The sequence below is a fragment of the Synechococcales cyanobacterium CNB genome (assembly GCA_030263455.1).
GTDB lineage: Bacteria > Planctomycetota > Phycisphaerae > Phycisphaerales > UBA1924 > CAADGN01.
Map to the genome: position 1 here is coordinate 484,934 of SZOZ01000002.1, position 18,435 is coordinate 503,368.

Sequence of the window (18,435 nt, forward strand, 5' to 3'; positions counted from 1 at the left end):
TGGTCAGAGGGGGACTCCGTGTCCGCTGTCGGGCTGTTGGAGCGGGCCTCCCCGTCGGTTGCCTTGTCCCGAGCGTCGGGGCGGGCGTTTTCGCGCTTTGCGCCTGAGAGCGGGCGGAGGAACCCAGATGTCCAACTCGATTCGACGGATCGCGATCGCCGCGCTGGTCGGCCTTGCGGGCACAGTGTCGGCCATGTCCAACGGCACGATGGGGGGGATCGAGACCCTTCCGACGACACCTCCCGGCTTTCTCGACCTGACCCGTCAGTTCCCGGGCGTGCAGGCCTGGGTCGCCGAGGACCGGGTGAATCTGATCTACGGCAAGCCCATGACCGCCGCGGACACGCCCGACGAGGCCGCCGCCAAGTGGTGGGCGGACCACGGCACGGCCTTCGGCGCGGGCGACCTGGATCTCGAGCAGCTCTGGGTGGCCGAGACGGGGATGGGCAAGTTCACCGTCTTCGGGTACCAGCAGCACATCGACGGCCTGCCGGTCGAGTACGGGATCGGTCGCCTGATGGTGCTCAACGGGTTCGCCGGCGAGCAGGATCGTGTGGTTTACGTGGCGGGCAAGTTCGCCAAGCGCCCTGAGGGCGGGTTCGGTCTGCCCTTCGTGCAGGCCAACCAGGCGGTCGGCTCGGTGCGCGACATGATCAACTTCGAGCACCTGCCGGTGTGGACCGACGCGGAGATGGTGATCTTCCAGGGGGACGACACGCGGCGTGACCCGGTCTTGGCGTGGAAGTTCGTGGGCGAGGAGCCGAACCTGGAGACCCGCGAGCGCTACACGTTCTTTGTCGATGCGAACTCCGGCGCGCTGCTGCACGTCCGCAACGAGGTGCTGAACATCGACGTGATCGGGAAGCTGGAGGCGATGGGCTCTCCCGGCACGAACCCGGACATCGGCTCCAACCCCCCGGTGATGATGCCGATGCCCGACATGCGCGTCGTGGTGCAGGGCGGGAACAACTCGTACTCGCAGGACAACGGCGACTTCGTCATCACGCACGGCGGCGTGAACCCCGTGACCGTCACCAGCAACCTGGACAACGGCCTGTGGGTCGATGTCAACGACCAGTCGGGCACGGGCGTGCTGTCGATCAGCGGGACGTTCACGCCCGGGGTTCCCGGGACGCTCCAGTACAACACCAGCCCGTCGCAGTTCACGACGGCGCAGGTGAACGCCGCGATCCACACCGCCAAGACGCACGACTACATCCGCTACCGCACCACCTGGACGGGCATGGACTTCAAGTGCCCCGCGAACGTGAACATCAACTCGAGCTGCAACGCGTACTTCGACGGCTCGTCCATCAACTTCTACCGGGCCGCCGGCGGGTGCAACAACACCGCGTACTCCTCCGTCGTGGCGCACGAGTACGGACACTACATCGTGGCCCGGCTCGGACTCTCCCAGGGCGCGTTCGGCGAGGGCTACGCCGACACCTGCTCGCTCCTGCAGTACGACGACCCGATCATCGGCCGCAACTTCACCACCAGCGGCGGGTACGTCCGCTATCCGGTGCTCGCGAACGTGCAGTACCCGTGCTCGGGCGGCGTGCACCACTGCGGGCAGATCATCGGCGGCGTCGCGTGGCGCATCCGCGAGAACTTCGGCGCGACCTACGGCTCCGCGCCTGGCCTCGCCATGGTCCAGCAACTGCACGTGGACTGGTCGCTCATCACCATCGGCGGTATCGGCAACAACTCCGCACACCCCGCCACCGCCATCGAGTGGCTCACGGTGGACGACAACGACGGCGACATCTCCAACGGAACCCCCAACTTCTCGCTCATCTGCGCCGCCTTCGCAGCGCACAGCATCTCATGCCCCGCTCTGCCACCGATCGTCTTCACCTACCCAAACGGCCGTCCTTCCGAGTTCGATGCACTCCCCCACGGCCAGGCAACCACCTTCAACGTGAACATCGCGCCCGGACTCACGGAACCGGTCCCTAGCACGGCGCGCATCTACTACTCGGTTGACGGCGGGAGTTATCAGAGCTCTCTTCTTACGCACCTCGGCGGCGACAGCTACACAGCAACCATTCCAGGCGTGGACTGCGACTCCCTCGTCAACTACTTCCTCCAGGTCCAGGGCACCGACAGCGGCTTCTACACGCACCCCTCCGATGCGCCGGGAACCACACACTTCACAGGCGCGCTCTTGTTCGCGGACACCATGGACACAAACCGCGGCTGGCTTGTCGGTGCGCCCGACGATGATGCAACCACCGGCATCTGGAATCGCATGAAACCGCAGCAGACATCGTCAGGCGGCAACATCGCGCAGCCCGGCGCCGCGTTCTTCGGCGAGAACTGTTACGTCACCGACGGGCGCGCCGGCTCATCGATCGGCGAGTTCGACGTTGACAACGGGAAGACCACGCTCCTCACGCCGGTGCTCGACCTGACCTCAGGCGAAGACCCCTCCATCAGCTACTGGCGCTGGTACTCGAATCACGCGGGCGCATCTCCCTACGCTGACATCTTTGTGGTCGACATCTCCAACGACGGTGGTGTGAGCTGGTCCAACGTCGAGGTGGTCGGACCGACCGGCACGCAGGTCGAAGGTGGCTGGTACTTCAAGCAGTTCAGAGTCGCCGACTACGTCAGCCCGACAGCCGCTGTCAGGCTCCGCTTTGTCGCCTCTGACTACGGTTCCGGGTCCATCGTGGAGGCCTGCGTGGACGATTTCCGTGTCGCATTCGGTGGATGCGCCTCCGATTGCTACGCCGACTGCAATGGCGACACTGTCGTCAACTCGCTTGACGTTATCTGCTTCCTCAACTTCTACAGTGCCAGTGACCCCGCCGCCGACTGCAATGGCGACACTGTCGTCAACTCGCTCGACGTCATCTGTTTCCTCAACGCGTATACCTCTGGATGTCCGTGATTTAAGCGCACAACCCAGGCAGACCACAAACACACGCGGATAAGCCCACCTCCTTGAGGTGGTGGTATTCTGTCAATCTGCCAAGCGTGATGGAAGCAGGCTCGAACAGGAGGGTTGTTCGATGAAGCCAATCACAAACGTCGCGACGGCTCTTGGAGTCATCTTCTTCGGGTTGTGGCTCAACACGGCCTCTGCCCAGACCTACCGACCGCACTTCATCGGATTCCTCAATGAGAACTCTCCCATCTCTGTTGCATACGGTATCGATGAATCCGGGAATGCTGTCGGCAGTTCCTTCTATTATGGAGGCGGCACCGATTATGGCACACGCGCCGTGCGGTGGGAGTTCCCTAACGGTCCCTTGGTGAACCTGGGGATTCTCGGTGGGTCAAATTCGGCTGCGTACAGCATCAATGACGAAGGCGTGATCGCGGGGGAATCCGATATCGAACTGGGTGTCACTCAGGCCATTCGCATTGTAGACGACACCATAGAGGATCTGAGCACTGGCCGCAATCTCCTCCGATCCACCGCAAGAGGAGTAAACTCGTGGGGGGCGATCGTTGGTTACGGTGTGTTCTCTGAAGAAAGTCGCTCGGAATTAGTCCGAGCGTTGTGGTGGAGTGAAACCACTTTTCTGAACCTACACAATGAGTTTGGCTTCCATCCGGACTCAGAGAGCTGGGCGTTTGATTGTGATTCGTCTGAGAATGTTGTTGGAACGGTCAGACTGTTGGATTCTCTGCGACTGCTTCCGAGCGATGGAGTAGCGTACTGGGCGAAAGCCACGCTGTTTGGCTACGACGTCACGCTGATTCCGATGGTCGAGGATTTCGACTTCCTGTCGCGGGCGTTCGGCACCTGTGATGAAGGGTTTGTTGCCGGTTACTGCTCACAAGATCCTGAAGGGACAGGATTCAGGCGTGGCTTTGTATGGAGTTCAACTACAGACGCTTTGATCAACATCGGAGTGCTGAGCGGCCATCCGACGAACGGTGCATCGCTGCTGTACGCTGTCAACAACAGAGGACAAGCAGTCGGATTTGACGGGTTTGACATGGAATCATCCCTCGGGATATATGATCCTTGGCGCGGTCATGGGCTGCGCTCCCTGAGCGACTTGGTGGATCCAAGCGAGAACTTGGTTATCCTGACGGCATTCGACATCAACGGTTCCGGACTAATAGCAGCATGGGGCGCATGGGGACCACCGAATGAACCGGTGGGCGTGGGAGTTGTCTTGGTTCCTTGCTACGCCGACTATAACGAGGACTTCGTCGTCGATTCTCAGGACTATTCCGATTTCTACAGCGATTATACGTCGCAGAATATTAAAGCTGATATTAACTACGATGGAGTCGTGAGTTCACAAGATTTTGCGACGTTTCTCAACTACTACAATGCGGGGTGCGACTGACCGCGAAATGCGTCGCGCTCGACGTGCTCGCCTTCCTCAACGCCTACACGGCCGGCTGCGATTGATCGTCGCTCGCCGACCCTGACAGCATTCGAACACCCCGCGGGCAACCGCGGGGTTGTTCTTTATCTGGTCTCAGTTGGCGGTTTCGGATTGATCGGGGCTGCCTGTTTCTGCTACCAAGGGCAGTCGGGCGCGAGAATTCGGCTCGTCCGGACGCACCCGAGGCTCGTATGGACATTCGCGGCCGCGCGTCGTGCGGGCGTTCATGCCGGCGTGCAAGCAGTTCGAGGAGGGGCCGAGAACCGGGGACATGACGGACGGTGCGGCGTGGAACGCCGCGGGACGCGCGAGCACGGGCGGCGGCTCGGGCACAGCGTCCAGCCCGACGCGGGTCGGGCCGAATTGGGAGTCAAACATCCGCCCCCGCCAGCGGCACGGGGCGTTCTGGAGGTTGAACAGACATGGGCAGCAGGAAATCGGGATCGGGTCGCCTGTCGGCGGCGTGGCTGTGCGTGGCACTGGCGGTGAGCGCGGGACAGGCGTGGTCGGCGGCGGATGACGTGGCGTTTGACGCCGCGCTGGCTGGGCTGGCGCCCATCAGCCCGACCGCGCTCTACCTACGGACCGGGACGATCGACACGACAGCGGGGCGACCGGGCGTGGCCGCTCTCGCGGGCCAGCCGGGCCGGTGGGTAATCCAGCTGGACGGCCCGATGACGCCGGCGCGGCGCGATGCGCTGCAAGGCGCGGGGGTGTGGCTGGGCGACTACCTGCCGATGAACGCTTGGATCGTCCGCCTGGAGGGCGCGGACCCTGTCGCGTTGGGCACGCTCGGCTTCGTGCGCTGGTGGTCGCCGTTCGACGACGCCTGGAAACTCGCGCCGGAGATCGGCAAGCGCGCATTCTCGACGCTGGAGCGCCAGGCACTGGCTGAACAGGGGATGTCGCAGTTCCTCGTCGAGTTGTTCATCGACGCTGAGTTGCACGCGACGGTGCAGGCGGTGGCCGCCATTCCTGGCGTGAAGGTGGCCGCGGTGGACTGGATCGGAACGCACGCCTCGCTGCACGTGGAGGCGCCGACACTGGCGGCCGGCGCGATCGTGAAGGTCGCCGGCGTCCAGTTCGTCGAGGACTTCCCCGAGACCACGCTGCGCAACAACACGACGCGTTGGATCCTCCAGACCAACATCACCAACGACCTGAAGCTGTACAACAACGGGCTGTCGGGCGTCGGGCAGGTCATCGGGATCCTCGACGACAAGATCAACGTGAACCACTGCTCGTTCCAGGACACCGTGAACCCGATCGGCCCGAACCACCGCAAGATCCTCGCCTACAACACGACACTCGGTTCGCAGTTCCACGGGACGCACGTGGCTGGCACGGCCGCGGGCGACGCCGGCAGCAACAACGACAACCGCGGCATGGCCTACTTGGCCAAGATCGTCTACAACACGATCCCTTCCTTCTCGGAATCCGCGGTGTTCGCTCGTCTTGAAACGCACCACAACCAGACCGGGCGCGACCACACGAACAGCTGGGGCAACGACGGCACCACCGCCTACGACGGGATGTGCCGCGGGTTCGACCGGTTCCAGCACACCTACGAGGACAGCCAGGTCTACCTGGCGGTGACGAACACCAGCACGCTCAAGAACCCCGAGAACGCGAAGAACCTGCTTGCCGTCGGCGCGTCGCGCGACACGCCGAACCAGGGCCAGCACTGCTCCGGCGGGACCGGCCCGACGAGCGACGGTCGCCGCAAGCCGGAAATCTACGCGCCGGGGTGCAGCACGAACTCGAGCAACTACACCACGTCGTGCGGCACGACGTCGGCGACGGGAACATCGATGGCCAGCCCCGCGATCGCAGGCATGGGATCGCTGGTGCGCCAGTACTACGTGGACGGGTACTACCCGACCGGCGCGCCGAAGCCCTCGGACGCCTTCACGCCCAGCGGCGCGCTGGTGAAGGCGACCCTGATCAACGGCGCGGTGGACATGACGGGCGTCGCGGGCTATCCCAGCAACCAGGAAGGCTGGGGACGCCTGCTGGCGGACGTGGCGCTCTACTTCCCCGGCGACGCGCGGACCATGCTGGTGCGCGACGTGCGCAACGCCGTGGGGCTGAGCACAGGCCAGAATGAGCAGGTGCAGTTCAACGTGACCGGCGCGGCCGAGCAGCTGCGCGTGACCGTGGTCTGGACGGACCCGGCCGCGAACGCGGGCGCGTCCTTCGCCGCGGTGAACGACCTTGACCTCGAGGTCGTCTCCCCAGGCGGCACGACCTACAAGGGCAACGTGTTCAGCGGGGGCGTCAGCGTCCCGGGCGGCAACAAGGACGACCGCAACAACGTCGAGCAGGTCCACCTGAACTCACCGCAGGTCGGCGTGTGGACGGCTCGCGTGATCGGCGCGGGCGTTCAGCAGGGCAAGCAGGGGTACGCGCTCGTCGTAACCGGCCAGGTCGCGCAGGAACTCCCGCTCCAGGTGGCGTTCCTGAACGCGCCGGCCTCGCTCACCCCGCTCACGCCCTTCGATCTCGACGTGCTCGTCGCGCCGGGAACCGACACCCTGATCGTCGGCAGCCCCACGCTGCACTACCGCGCGGGCGCGATCGGTTCATTCACGAGCGTTCCGCTCGTGCACCAGGGGGGCGACACCTACCGCGCGACGCTCCCCGGCTTCCCCTGCGGCATGATCGCGGAGTTCTACGCCACCGCGGAGAGCGTCGAGTCCGGCTTGGTGTCCGAGCCGGAACTGGGCGGGTACGCGCCGCAGCAGGCGACGGTCGGCCCCGTCGTGGCTCTCTTGAACGACTTCTTCGAGTTCGATACCGGCTGGACCAGCGGCGCGCCGGGCGACACGGCGACCGCAGGCCTCTGGAACCGCATGGCCCCGCAGCAGACCGTGAACAACGGGTTCGTGGTGCAGCCCGGCGAGGACCACACGCCCGGCGGGGTCGCCTGCTGGGTGACGGATGGCCAGGCGGGCGCGAACGCCAACTCGCGCGACGTGGACGGCGGCCGAACCACGCTGCAAAGCCCCAGCTTCAACATCGCCGGCTACCCCTACGCGATGGCGAAATACTGGCGGTGGTACACGAACTCCCGCGGGAACAACCCGAACCAGGACGTGTTCACGGTCCAGATGTCCAGCGACGGCTCCTCCTGGGCCAGCGCCGAGATCATCGGGCCGGGCGGCCCGATCGCGGACGGCGGGTGGTACCAGCAGATGGTCTCGTCGCGCGGGCTGGCGACGCCGAACGGGACGATCCGGCTCCGGTTCATCGCGGAGGATCTCGCCCCCGACTCGCTCGTGGAGGCGCTTGTCGATGACTTCGAACTCTTCGGCTTCGACTGCGAGGACGAGTCCTGCCCTGCCGACTTCAATGGCGACACCGTCGTCAACACCCTTGACGTCCTCGCCTTCCTCAACGCCTACACCGCCAACGACCCGAGCGCGGACTTCAACGGCGACACCGTCATCAACACCCTCGACGTGCTCGCGTTCCTGAACGCGTACACGGCGGGCTGCGACTGAGAACCCCCGGGCGGGCGCGACCACCCGCGCGCCCTCCGCCCGCGACCGGCAACCACGAGCGTCCCCCGGGAAGCCAGGGGCCGCTCTTTCGACCCCTCCCCCGTCGCCACCACACCATGGAGAAGCGTCGTGCGCCGACCCTGCCTGACCGTTCTTGCCGTTCTCGCCTCGTTCGCGTCCGTGCTGGGCGCGCAGGAGACACGCGTCTCGCCCGTCGCTCCGCTGCGCGGCGAGGCTGGCGCGGGGTTTGAGCCGTTCGTCGCCGTGTCGATCGACACCGGCGATCTCGAACGATTCCGCGCCGGCACGGTGGCGCTGACGGGCTTCCCGCTCCCAGGCGGCTCGGCCGACCTTCGCCTCGAAGCGTTCGACGTGCTGGCGCCGGACGCGGAAATCGTCGTCGTCACGGCCCAGGGCGAGACGCCGATGCCGCGGCCCGAGGTCGTCACGCTTCGCGGCTCGGTCGAAGGCGACGCGGCGTCGCGGGTGTTCCTCAGCCTGTCCCCCTGGGGGAGTCACGGCCTGATCGAGACGGACGGTCGGCGCTTCGCCCTTGTCCCGCCGCCCGCGGGCGTCCAAGGCCCGCACCTCGTCTACGACGTGGCGGACCTGCCGGAGGAGTTGCAGCCGGACTGGATGTGCCACGTCGACGCGGCGAAGCACGACCCGCTCGGGCTGGCGATGGCGAACGCGAACGGCGGCGACGGCGGCGTGCGCAACGGCCCCTGCCGCATCGTGCGCGTGGCGATCGACTCGGACTTCGAGTACACGTCGTGGCTGTTCGCCGGCAACGCCGACGCCTCGGCGGCGTACGCGCTGACGCTTATGGCTGCGGTCAGCGAGATTTACACCTACGAACTCAACGTCCGGCTCGTCGTGCCGTACCTGCGCGTCTTCACGCAGGACAACGACCCCTACGGCGGGAGCGACAGGCTCGGCGAACTGCTCAGCCACTGGCGCGCCACGAAGGGAAACGTACAGCGCGACCTGGCGCACCTGTTCTCCGGCAACTACGGCGGTGGGGTGGCGTACCTCAGCGTCATGTGCTCGAAGGACTGGGGCTACGCGGTCTCCGGCCTGGGCGGTTGGTTCCCGTACCCCCTCCAGGATCACCACAGCGGCAACTGGGACCCGTTCGTCGTCGCGCACGAACTGGGCCACAACTTCGGCACGCTCCACACGCACGACGGCTACGACCCGCCGATCGACAACTGCGGCAACGGCGACTGTTCCCAGGCATGGGGCGGAACGATCATGTCGTACTGCCACGGCTGCCCCGGCGGCATGACGAACATCGTGCTGCGGTTCGGGCCGCTCGTGATCGACCGCATCCTGTTCTACCTGCAGTTCCAGGCCCCGTGCAACCTGACGAACCGCATCGTCGGGGTGGACGACGACGTGACAGCGATGAAGGACACGCCGACACGGATCGACGTGCTGCGCAACGACATCCCGCTGAACTGCGACGGGATCGTGCTCTCGACCGTTCAGGGCATCTCTGACGCCGGCGGGACCGTCTCGATCTCGTTCGGCACCGGCGAGGGCGGACGCGATGAGGTGATCTACCTGCCGCCGCAGGGTTTCACCGGCGCGGACCGCTTCGAGTATTTCATCTTCCGTGAGGGGGCCGGGTACGGTCTGGGAGCGGTACGGGTCAGCGTGATCGAGCCTCGGCCCGCGGACTCGCCGAGCGTGACCGCGCCGGGTTCGGCTGTCGCCTACTACGTGATCCCCCCGAGCAGTTCGATGCCGGACTACTCGGCCTTGACGCCCTACAAGCACGACGTGGTGCCGAACGTGAACTATCCCGCCACGGGCGGGCAGTTCGCCACGAGCGGACGGTCGAACTTCGTCGGCGCGGTGTTCGAGGGGTTCTTCAAGGCGCCGGAGACCGGCCTGTTCGTCCTGTCCGTCGAGTCCGACGACGGGTCCATGCTCTACCTCGGCGATGCACTGCTCGTGAACAACGACGGTCAGCACGGGATGCAGGAGCGTTCCGCCCCGGCCGCGCTGGAAGCGGGGCTGCACCGGCTCCGCGTCGAGTTCTTCGAGAACTCGGGGAGCGCCGGGCTGATCGTGCGGGCCGAGGGTCCGGGGATGCCGCGCCAGCCCATCCCGGCATCGCGCTGGAGGCACGACGACTGCGTCGCGGACTGGACCCGGGACGGCGTCGTCAACAGCATCGACTTCATCGGCTTCCTGGCCGAGTGGTCGTTGCAGAACCCGAGGGCTGACCTGAACGACGACGGGATGGTCTCGACGCTCGACTTCCTCGCTTTCCTGAACGCCTACGCCGCCGGATGCCCATAGCCCGCGCAGGCAGGGGTCTCCCTGTCATTTGCCGCACGCGCGGTCGAGTTCGAGCGAAAGTCGTTGCATCGGGCAACGCTTGGCCATAGGTTGGTGTCGGCCTGCCGGTCGGCCGACGGCGGTCGCATGCCACCCCGACAAAGGGGGAGGAGTCAAACCATGATGCACGCTGCTCTGCTCGTTTCCACGTGCGCTGCGCTCGCCGGCCCCGTGCCCGCGACCGGAAACGCGCCGCTCGCGAGGGCCGACTGGCGCGCAAGTACCTTCACGTCGAGCGCCCAGGCGGACGCCGCGCTGGCCGTGATGGACGGCGGCGGATCGCTGGTGGTGTGGACGAGCCGTCGCCAGCAGGCTGGGTCGTACGGCGTGTACGGGCAGCGGTTCGACGCCGCGGGCGTGGCGATCGGCGAAGAAACGCAGATCAACCTCTGGACGCGCTCGCACCAGTTCGCGCCTGACGCTGCGGCGACCCGCGACGGAGGAGCGTGGATCGTCTGGCAATCGCACGGGCAGGACGGGCACGCGGGCTCGATCATCGCGCGCCGGTTCGCGCGCGGTCTCGACGACGGCGAAGAAATCCTCGTCAACGAGACGTGGCGCGGCGACCAGTCCGCACCGGTGGTCGCCGCCCGGACGGACGGATCAGCGATCGTCGCGTGGGAGAGCGTCGAGCCGGGCAAGAACCGCCGCGTGATGGCTCGGCTGCTGGGATCGAACGGCGAGCCGCTCGGGCCGGAGTTCAACGTCGCGGAGATCCACGAGGGCGCACAGACGACGCCCGCGGTCGCGGCCCGCAACGACGGCTCGTTCGCAATCGCCTGGACGGCGTTCGAGGGTACGCCGATGCTGCCCGCAGGCGTGCGAGTGCGAACCTTCGACCCGGAAGGAATCGCCCTCGCCGGGCCGAGCGCGATCACCCGGACACCCGCGGCTTCGCAGATCGAGCCTTCGCTGGCAGCGACGGCCGAGGGCTTCGTGATCGTGTGGCTCGACGCCGAGAGCGACGGCGACGACTACGGCGTGCTGGCTCGCCTGCTGGACGCTCGCGGCGTGCCGACCGATGGTGAGCCGGTCGTCGTGAGCGGCGCATCGCCGGGACCGCAGACCGCCGCGGCCGTGGCCGTATCGCCAGACGGCACGATCGCGGTGGCCTACAACGGGCTGGCGGACGCCGTGCCCGGCGTGTTCGGACGGCTGTACTCGGCATCGCTGGACGCCCTGTCGGACGAGTTCCGAGTGACCGAGCGGTGCGAAGGACCGCAGGCGATGCGCGTCGCCGCCGCCACATCGCGCCTCGCGTTTGCGCCCGATGGCACGCTGCTGTGCGCGTGGTCGGGCGATGGCGGGCTGGGCGATTCGTCCGCGGCCCACGTGACAATGCTGGCCTCTTCGCTCCCGGAGCCAGCAGGCGAGCGCGGCGTGACGCCCGCGATGAAGCCCGCGCTGCCGCCGCGCGACGAGGACGGGCGGATCGTCCTCGCGCAGGGGCCGGGGCCGCACGAGCCGCCGACGTTCGATCCGCGCGACATCGAGCACGCCGAGCGTGAGTTCGTCTTCACGCCGCGCGGCGTGGGATTCACCGCGATCACGAACACGGGCTGGACACCCCCGGACCCGCACATGGCCGTCGGACCGAACCACGTCGTCGTGATGACGAACGGCGCCATCGCCTTCTTCCTGAAGGACGGCACCAAGACCTTCCAGGACGAGATCGAAGACTCGTTCGGTTTCTGGGGATCGGTCGGCGCGACGGGCTTCGTGTTCGACCCCGAGGTGCTCTATGACGAGTTGTCGGGGCGGTTCTTCGCCATGGCGGCGGAGGCGTACGCGCCGGGCAACCGCTCGTACGTGCTGATCGCCGTCTCGGACGACAGCAACCCAAACGGGACGTGGTACAAGTACCGGCTGGACACCACGGGCCTCGCGGGCAACCTGTTCGACTCGCCCAACATCGGCGTCACGAGCGACGCGGTGATCGTGACCGGCGACGGGTTCGGGATGGGCGCGAACTACCCCGTGTACATCTTCGACAAGGCGTCGATGCTCGCGGGCAACCCTCCGACCATCACCAAGTCCTTCACGCTGACGACGAGCACCCAGTCCGCGGGCCTTCCCCCGGTGAGTTTCGACAACCCGCCCGCGCTCTACCTGATCGAGCACCGGGAGCAGAACAGCAACACCTCGGTGCGGCTGATCGCGATCCGCAACCTGCTGACCACGCCGGTCGTGTCGGACTTCTCGCTCACGGTGCCGACCTACGGCCCGCCGGAGAACCCGCCCCAGCAGGGCACCGGCGTGCGCCCCACCGCGTTCGACGCGCGGTTCTGGTCGGTGGCCTACCGCAACGGCTCGCTCTGGGCCACGCACCACATCAACAGCAGCCGCGTGCTGGCGCGGTGGTACGAGATCTCGATGAACGGGTGGCCGACCTCGGGCAACAACCCCACGCTGGTGCAATCCGGGAACGTGGACCTCGGGCCGACCGTTCGGACGTACTTCTCGTCCATCACGGTGTCGGACGAGGGAGCAGCGGCGGTGTGCTACGCTCGCTCCTCGCCGACCGAGTACATCTCCATGGAGACGGTCTACCGCCTGCCCTGCGACCCGCTCGGCACGATGCGACCGCCCGTGCGCCAGGCGGACTCGAACGCCCCATACACGACGAGTCGATGGGGCGACTACTCGGCGGTGCAGGTCGATCCCGCGGACGGGCGCACCTTCTGGTCGCACCACGAGTACTCGGTCAACAACTCCTGGCGCACCTGGGTCGCCTCGATCATCCCCGAATCGTGCTTCTGCGATGCCGACCTGAACCAGGACGGAACGACCGACTCGCTCGACTTCCTCGTCTATCTGAACCGGTACGCCGCGGGCGATCCCTCGGCGGACCTCAACGGCGACACGAAAGTCGATACGCTGGATTTCCTGATCTTCCTGAACCTGTGGACGGCGTGCCGCGACTGAACCCGCGACGCCCCACACGGAGGAGCCACGCTATGAGTACGGGAAAAGCCGCAGCGCTGCTGTGCGCCTTCGTCGCGGCGTCCGCCGCTTCCGGCCAGATCGCGGACCTGACCGTGGACCAAGTCCAGTCGTCGATCACCGCTCGCATCTGCATCTCGCCCCCCGGCATCGGACAACGGTGCGATACCGAGTCGTCGCCGATCGCCGGCGGCGTGAGCGTGGAACTCGACCACTACGGCACACCGACCGCAATCCTGCTGCACGACTTTCACCTCGCCCTGACGAACACGATGGTGTACGACTTCAGCTGGGGGCCGTTCATCGGTTCGCTCAAGATCACGCTGACGAACGTGGCGTCGTCATACGCAACCCCAGGCACGCCCACCGGGCCGGTCGGCGTGGACGACGCGGGCGAGTTCACGTTCCCTGCGGTCGAGACGCTCCTGACCGGCCACGGCGCGTACGTCGGCAGCGGGCCGATCATCGGGCCGCTGATCGGGTCCGGCGAGTTCGAACTCGCCGACTTCGGCACGATGGAAACCGAGTTCACCGGGGTCGTCTGGGTGGTCGGCGATCAGGTGATGCTGACCAGCACGATGGTCTTCGCGGTCGAAGGCGAAGTGGAGGGTGTGCAGACGACGCTCGACGGCACGGCGATGATCGTCGCGACCGGCCCCGTGCCCCCGCCCGACTGCAAGGCGGACTTCAACGGCGACACCATCGTCAACACCTTGGACTTCCTGGCGTTCCTCAACGCCTACACCGCCGGCGATCCCGCCGCGGACTTCAACGGCGACACCACCGTCAACTCGCTGGACGTGCTGGCATACCTGAACGCCTTCGTCGCCGGGTGCGACTGAACGGTCTGAACTCGCTCCGTACCGTGGCGACGTGACGATGACCAAGGCCTGCCGAGTGCGGGCTTTGTTCGTTCCGATCCGTGCGAATCGCGAGCGTTTCTTGTCATTCCGGTGCGATGAATGTCGCTTGGGGGTGGGCGCGCCGGGCAGCGCGACCACAGCCAGGAGGAGCGCCATGCACCGGAATGATCGTTCTGTCATGCTTGCCGCGACGTTGACGGTTGCGATCGGGTCTTGTCCCTGCTTGGCACAGGCACAGACGAACGAGAGGTTCGAGGCCATCACTGCGCACGCGGAGCAGCCCGAACAAGTCGCCGGCGCGGGCGTGCTGGTGTACGAGGGCGTGCTGGTCTATCTCGGAACGCCGGTGGATGGCGAGGTGGACCTTGTAATCACAGCATGGGACCGTCCGATGGGCGGCGCGGTGCTGGACGGGCCGACCGAGTACGCGGGTGTGTTGGTGGAGAATGGGTGGTTCCGGGTGGAACTGGAGCCGACCCTGTTGGAGCGGGGGCGTGGGTTCGCATGGCTGGACCTTGCGGTGCGCTGGCCCTCGGGGCTGGGCGAGTACGAGACGCTCGACGGCCGTCAGCGCCTGGACTTTGCGTCGGTGTCGTTCGTGCCGCGTGACGGGGGCGATGGCGCGGCGTTGAGCGACGACGGGGCTGCGCTGGAGGACGGGCCGGACGGCGTGCGCGCGCCGACCGACGTTCCGGCGCGAACTTCGACGCCGATCTCGTCGGGCCGGAGACTGGCGGGTGACGGAGCGCCCGGCGTGCGCGGTGGGGCCGCGTTCGATCGCGTCGGCAGCGGCTCGTTCGGCGCGGGCGGTGACGGCGACGAAGGCGGCGGCGGGCGCGCGTGCGACTGGACCATCAGCGGCAACAACATCTACTACCTCTGCGGCAACGTGGGCGTCGGCACCACGAACCCGCTCTACCCGCTGCACGTCGTCAGCGCGGGCCAGCACACCATCTTTGGTGTCAATACGCGGACGACCAACGACTTCGCCTACGGCGTGTGGGGTGAGTCGAGGTCGCCGCGCGGGCGTGGCGTGCTCGGGTTCGCGACGGCCAAGACCGGGGAGGCAGCGGGCGTGTTTGGACGCAGCGACAGCACGGCCGGTCGCGGCGTGTTCGGGGTGGCGACGTCGCCGAGCGGCTTCGCCTACGGGGTGTGGGGCGAGTCGGCCTCAACGACCGGACGCGGCGTGCTCGGGTTCGCAACGGCGAAGAGTGGGGCCAACGCAGGTCTCTACGGACGCAGCGACAGCACGACGGGGTACGGCGTGTACGGCCTGGCCACCGCCACAAGCGGCACCAACTACGGCGTGTACGCGGAGACACGAAGCACCTCCGGCCGGGGAGTGTGGGGATACTCATCGGCACCGACCGGAGGCGGAATAGGCGTGATGGGTCACAGCTGGGGCTCCTCGGGGCGCGGAGTGTTCGGCGTGGCGCTCGCGCAGAGCGGGGACGCGTACGGTGTCTACGGCATGTCCCACAGCAGTTCCGGGAACGGGGTGCGTGGCCTGTCGAGCGCCACGAGCGGCGCCGCGTCCGGTGTGTTCGGCTCGTGCCAGAGCCCCGATGGGAGCGGTGTGGAGGGGTATGCCGCCCAACTCTCGGGAAACGCCTACGGCGTGCGGGGCCGAACCGACAGTTCGACGGGACGCGGCGTCTTCGGTTGGGCCGTCAACTCGACAGGCATGAACTATGGTGTCTATGGCCACAGCCTGAGCACGAGCGGACGCGGCGTCTTCGGGGAGGCAACCGCAGAGAGTGGTGTGACCTACGGGGTTCGCGGCGAGGCGCACAGCAGTGCACTCGGCACGGGCGTGCATGGCAGAGGTGGGCTGATCGGCGTGGCTGGTGAGGTGCTGGCCGCCTCGGGAACCACAGTCGGCGTGCTCGGCCAGACCGCAAGCACCTCCGGTCGCGGCGTGCGAGGCTTCGCGACATCCAGCACCGGTACGAGCTTCGGCGTCTATGGCGAGGCCAACAGCACGAGCGGCAGAGGTGTCTACGGGCTGGCAAGCAGCAGCAACGTGAACGCTCGCGGTGTTGTGGGACAAGCCACCTCCCCTGCCGTTGCCGTGTACGCCGTCGGCGACACGGGCGCGAGCGGGACCAAGGCCTTCGAGATCGACCACCCGCTCGACCCGGCCAACAAGTACCTGCGTCACTACAGCACCGAGGCGCCCGAGCCCATCAACTTCTACTCCGGGAACACGGTACTCGACGAGGCGGGCCAGGCGTGGGTCGATCTGCCCGACTACTTCGAGGCCATCAACCGCGACTTCCGGTACCAACTGACCACCATCGGCGGCTGGGCGCCGGTGTTCATCGCGCTCAAGGTCGAGAACAACCGCTTCCTGATCGCCGGCGGCCAACCGGGGCTTGAGGTCTCATGGCGCGTCGAGGCGATCCGCAACGACGCGTACGTCCGTGCCTACGGCGCGCCCGTCGAGATCGACAAGCCCGCCGAGGTCCGCGGCCGGTACATCCACCCGGAACTCTTCGGCCAGCCGCGCGAGATGGGCATCTACCACCATGCCGCGATGCCGGAGCCGATCGAGACCGCCGAGGTGCACCCGTAACCACGAGCCTCGGCGATTGTGCGGAGCGCCACGCGCTCCGAGGCAGTCGTCACGCCCGAGTGTGTTCCGCCCGCACGCCGGCGACCCTTGCCCAGGGGCGCCGGCGTGCGGCCATCATCACGGGCAACCGCTGACGTACGCGTTCAGGAAGGCGATGAAGTCGAGCGAGTTGATGACGGTGTCGCCGTTGAAATCGGCCCTGGGGTCGTTCGCCGAATAGGCGTTCAGGAAGGCGATGAAGTCGAGCGAGTTCACGACGGTGTCGCCGTTGAAGTCGGCCGGGCAGGCGGGAGCCTCGCAGGCGTCCGCCTTGCCGTTGCCGTTGTTGTCGGCGCAGGTCGTGCCCGGCCCCATCCACGTCGCGCCCGCGGCGTTGGCCTCCGCCTCGGTCAGCACGAGACAGAAGCCGTTCGGGAAGCAGGCCGCGCCGACAGGCTCGGGGCAATCGACGGTCGCGCAGGTCGTGCCGTGTCCCTGGAAGACGCCCCCGAGAGCGTCGGCTTCGTCCGGCGAGACGCCGTCGATGCAGGTGCCGTCGGGCAGGCACGCCGCGCCGATCGGGAAGCAGACGTAGGTGTTGCACGTCTGGCCAGCCGGCCCGGGGATACCGCCGGCGGCGATGCAGTCGGACTCCTTGAGCATGACGCACCCGCCCGTGGACTCGAAGCAGCACGGGATGTTGGGCTGGGGGCAGTCGGCGGTCTGGCAGTTCGAGCCGTCGCCCTTGTAGGTGCCGCCGAGGTTCTGGCAGTCGGCCGCGGTGGCGAGAACGCACGAGCCGTCCGGCTTGCAGCACGCGCCCACGCCCGGTTGGCACGAGAGGCTGGTCCACGTCGCACGCAGCACCCAGTCGCCCGAGGGTCGGCAGTACGACGGGAGCGCGGCGAAGGTGGACCACCCGCCGTTGGCGGGGCAGCCGAGCGGGCCGCAGTTCACGCCCCAGAGCCAGTTGTGCGAGGGCTGCGCGAGGCCCGAGACGTCCGTGGTCGGGAAGGCGTTGCGGTTCGAGGGGGGGGGCGTGAAGCAGGGGTTCTGGGTCTGGTCGTTGTGCTTGTCGATGCGGAACCCGATCGAAAAGCGGTTCGTGCCGCTGGCGTTCGTGACGATGATCTGCTCAGGGTCGTTGGGGTCCACCAGAACGGCGACGTTCACGCCGTTCGTGCCCGGGGGCAGTTCGATGTGGGGCAGGATCAGCCCATCGGAGGAGTACTCCGCCACGAGGATGCCGGTGTTGGGCGGGCCGTCCCAGACCAGCACCGACCAGTGCGTGGTGGTCGGGACGACGGCGTTGACCGTGGCGAAGATGCACTCCATCAGGTCGATGCGGATGGGGAACTGCGAGGCGGAGATGACGTAGGAGGCGGCGAGGATCTCCTTCTCGGCGAACCCGGCCTGCACCGTGAACATACCGCCGCCGAAATCGGCATCCGTGTGCGTGCTCACGAAGGTGCAGGTGCGGTTCGAACCGCCGCCTTCGCCGTCGCCGTTCGGCGGCGGGAGGGTGTTCCAGAACACCGTGCCGTCGGTCGAGACCCCCAGTTGGTAGAGGTTGTCGAGGCGTGCCGGGATGGGGGTGCGGCCTGCCGCAGGCGTCGGCGCGGAGTATACCTGGCCGAACGCCGTTGGGACGGCAAACGCGAGCGCGGCGAGGGCGAGACTGGAGCGAACGATGCGGCGACGGAGGGTCATGGGTGGCTTCCTGCACGCAGGGCAGGCGGGGGCCGGGATCGGCCGCACACCCTGCCCCCGAGGCAAGATACCACGGCGCGGGGGCGTGACCAACCTTCTCGCGTGAAGGATGGCGGGTTTTCGGGCGTGAATCGAAGCAACCGGAGAAGCGAGCC

The 18,435-nt window shown here is 67.0% G+C and carries 8 protein-coding genes; 7 read left to right on the plus strand and 1 reads right to left on the minus strand.

What is annotated here, in order from left to right; all coding sequences use genetic code 11:
- The first annotated feature begins 127 nt into the window (after window positions 1-127).
- From FBT69_03665 to FBT69_03695, 7 genes are all read left to right on the plus strand, one after another.
- Complete coding sequence (locus FBT69_03665) at window positions 128-2,896, plus strand: hypothetical protein (protein MDL1903896.1); 2,769 nt, start codon at window positions 128-130, stop codon at window positions 2,894-2,896.
- A 121-nt stretch (window positions 2,897-3,017) separates the two neighbouring features.
- The gene (locus FBT69_03670; GenBank protein ID MDL1903897.1) at window positions 3,018-4,313 is read left to right on the plus strand and encodes a hypothetical protein; all 1,296 of its coding nucleotides are present in this window, start codon (window positions 3,018-3,020) and stop codon (window positions 4,311-4,313) included.
- A 464-nt stretch (window positions 4,314-4,777) separates the two neighbouring features.
- The gene (locus tag FBT69_03675) at window positions 4,778-7,858 is read left to right on the plus strand and encodes a hypothetical protein (GenBank protein ID MDL1903898.1); all 3,081 of its coding nucleotides are present in this window, start codon (window positions 4,778-4,780) and stop codon (window positions 7,856-7,858) included.
- A gap of 129 nt (window positions 7,859-7,987) precedes the next feature.
- Entirely contained in the window at window positions 7,988-10,168 is a 2,181-nt protein-coding gene (locus FBT69_03680; GenBank protein MDL1903899.1) for a hypothetical protein, read from the plus strand.
- Between the two features lie 159 nt (window positions 10,169-10,327).
- Window positions 10,328-13,132 carry a hypothetical protein gene (locus FBT69_03685; protein ID MDL1903900.1) on the plus strand — a complete coding sequence of 935 codons (2,805 nt, stop codon included), beginning with the start codon at window positions 10,328-10,330 and terminating at the stop codon, window positions 13,130-13,132.
- Window positions 13,133-13,164: 32 nt separating this feature from the next.
- A complete protein-coding gene (locus FBT69_03690; protein MDL1903901.1) occupies window positions 13,165-13,992 on the plus strand; it encodes a hypothetical protein in 828 nt (275 codons plus the stop codon).
- 175 nt (window positions 13,993-14,167) lie between these two features.
- The gene (locus FBT69_03695) at window positions 14,168-16,591 is read left to right on the plus strand and encodes a hypothetical protein (GenBank protein ID MDL1903902.1); all 2,424 of its coding nucleotides are present in this window, start codon (window positions 14,168-14,170) and stop codon (window positions 16,589-16,591) included.
- Window positions 16,592-16,708: 117 nt separating this feature from the next.
- Here the strand turns inward: FBT69_03695 and FBT69_03700 are convergent, their stop codons facing one another.
- Complete coding sequence (locus FBT69_03700) at window positions 16,709-18,280, minus strand: hypothetical protein (GenBank protein ID MDL1903903.1); 1,572 nt, start codon at window positions 18,278-18,280, stop codon at window positions 16,709-16,711.
- Window positions 18,281-18,435: the final 155 nt, after the last annotated feature.